This is a genomic window from Serratia sp. H1w, from assembly GCF_000633355.1.
Taxonomy (GTDB): Bacteria; Pseudomonadota; Gammaproteobacteria; order Enterobacterales; family Enterobacteriaceae; genus Chania.
Genome location: NZ_AYMQ01000174.1, coordinates 1 through 2,320, shown reverse-complemented (window position 1 = coordinate 2,320; position 2,320 = coordinate 1). Strand labels below are relative to the sequence as shown.

Below are 2,320 nucleotides of genomic sequence, written 5' to 3'. Positions count from 1 at the left end.
ACACATTGAATACTTGACCAAATAAACTCGCTAACCATGTTTTCATTTTGTATCCTTTTCATTACCGGGGAGCATTCCTTCTCCCCGGTTGATTACACCATCACCGTGCGATAAAGCAGTTCATCCAGCGATCTGTCGCTACGGGCCGGGCTGTCTGGCAACGCTTCCTGCCGGGCATCAACCGAGAGCTCCCGCGCGATAAACGCGTGGATCATTTCCCTGCGTGGGCCATATTCCGCCTCCCCTGCACGCCGCTTGGCTGCCAACAGTTCGTGGATCTCCGCCAACAACAGCGGATCCTCTACCGTGTCAGCCAACAGTTGATCAAAACGCATCGGTGGCACTCCCTTGCCCGCTTCGATCCAACGTACCGCCAGCAACGGGCGCAGTACGTAGAAGTATTTCTTCAGGCGTACCTGCTCACCTTGCAGATAACCACGGAAGTTTTTCCGCGCCATCGACAGATAGTGCCAACGCGCCCGCTGCGCAGAGAACCACTCAGGCACCACATCACGCAATGCCGCAACGCTCTCAGCGGGTTTCCTGATACACCACGGGGGAGTCCAGCCATTCGATCAACGTTGGGTTAGCCCGCTTCAGCAGGCCAAGCGCCTTACGCCATTCCCAGCCACAGACATCCAGCTCATGATCGATAGGCAGCTCTATCACATCCCGCTGCGCTTCTACCCGCAGATACCATTCTGGCGGGTGAACATATAAAAATCGCACGTCGTAATCGCTGTCTGGCGAGGCAAAGCCCCAGCCACGACTACCCGACTCACAGGCATAGAGCACCCGCACGTCGTAACGTTCTTCCACCTCGCCCAGCACCTGCCGGACCCTTTCCCGCATGGCGCTGTCAACGCCGTTTAATTGCTGTTCCATCACGTTATCCTTTTACACACACGACCTGCCTCAGGGTATGGACGATCTCTACCAGTGAAGACTGTGCTGCCATCACCGCATCGATATCTTTATATGCCATAGGGATCTCGTCGATCACGTCGCTGTCTTTACGGCATTCCACATGTTCGGTTGCCCGGATCTGGTCGGCCACGGTGAAGCGCTTTTTCGCCGCCGTACGGCTCATGGTACGGCCTGCGCCATGGCTGCAAGAGCAGAAGCTCTCTTCGTTACCCAATCCGCGCACGATGAAGCTTTTCGCCCCCATCGAACCGGGGATGATCCCCATCTGCCCTTTCTGCGCCGACACCGCGCCTTTACGCGTTACCAACACCGGCTCACCAAAATGCGTCTCACGTTGCACATAGTTATGGTGGCAGTTCACAGCCTCTTGCTGGGTAGTGAACGGTTTGGTCACAATACGCGACAACGCCGCCAGCACGTGTTCCATCATCACTTCACGGTTATGACGGGCAAAATCCTGTGCCCAACCCACCGCTTCCATGTAATCGTCAAAGTGCAGGCTACCTTCTTCGAAATAGGCCAGGTTACGATCCGGCAGGTTGGCGATATGCTGTTGCATATCCTGCTGTGCCAGCGCGATAAACAGTGAACCGATGGCATTTCCCACCCCACGGGAACCGCTATGCAACATCACCCACACCTGCTGCGTTTCATCCAGGCACACTTCGATAAAGTGGTTACCCGTACCCAAGGTTCCCAGATGCTGGTAGTTGTTGGTTTTCAGCAACTGCGGATACTTGTCGGTCAGGCGCTTGAAGCGCGGCAGCAAGCTGGCCCAATGCCGATCGACAGTTTCCGGTGGCGTTTCCCACGCTCCTTTATCTCTTCGCGAACGGGTTGAGGTTCGGCCATGCGGTACCGCCTGCTCGATGGCACTACGCAATCCAGCCAGGCTATCCGGCAGATCTGACGCCACCAGCGAAGTACGTACCGCAATCATGCCGCAACCAATATCCACGCCTACGGCCGCTGGAATAATCGCGCCACGGGTAGGGATCACGCTACCGATGGTGGAACCCTTACCCAAATGCACATCCGGCATCACTGCCAAATGTTTAAAAATAAACGGCATTTTTGCCGTGTTCAGCAACTGTGCCCGCGCCTCTGGCTCAACGGGCACACCCTGTGTCCACATTTTGATCGGTGCGCTGTTATCCGGGGCCATCAATTCATAGTTATTGTTTTTTGTATAAGTCATTTTTAGTCATCCTTTTTTTGTTGACGTAATACATATAGCGAAAGGCGTGCCAATTTTGATGAAAACACCCATTAAAAACATAATTAATTGATAATAATCTAGAAAATAATTAATGGTGACCTACTGGCGCAGACATTAATAAGCCGGTATTTTATCCTTCAGGATAGTTATTTATCTATACCCAATAAACCTCAA

General features: G+C 53.4%; 1 protein-coding gene and 1 pseudogene. Both read right to left on the bottom strand.

Features of this window, described 5'->3' with window-relative positions; translation table 11 throughout:
• Positions 1–92: 92 nt before the first annotated feature.
• A pseudogene (locus tag U869_RS29870) lies at positions 93–885 on the bottom strand (DNA polymerase beta superfamily protein).
• Between the two features lie 4 nt (positions 886–889).
• The gene (locus U869_RS0128265; RefSeq protein WP_025123908.1) at positions 890–2,125 is read right to left on the bottom strand and encodes an RtcB family protein; all 1,236 of its coding nucleotides are present in this window, start codon (positions 2,123–2,125) and stop codon (positions 890–892) included.
• Positions 2,126–2,320 lie beyond the last annotated feature (195 nt).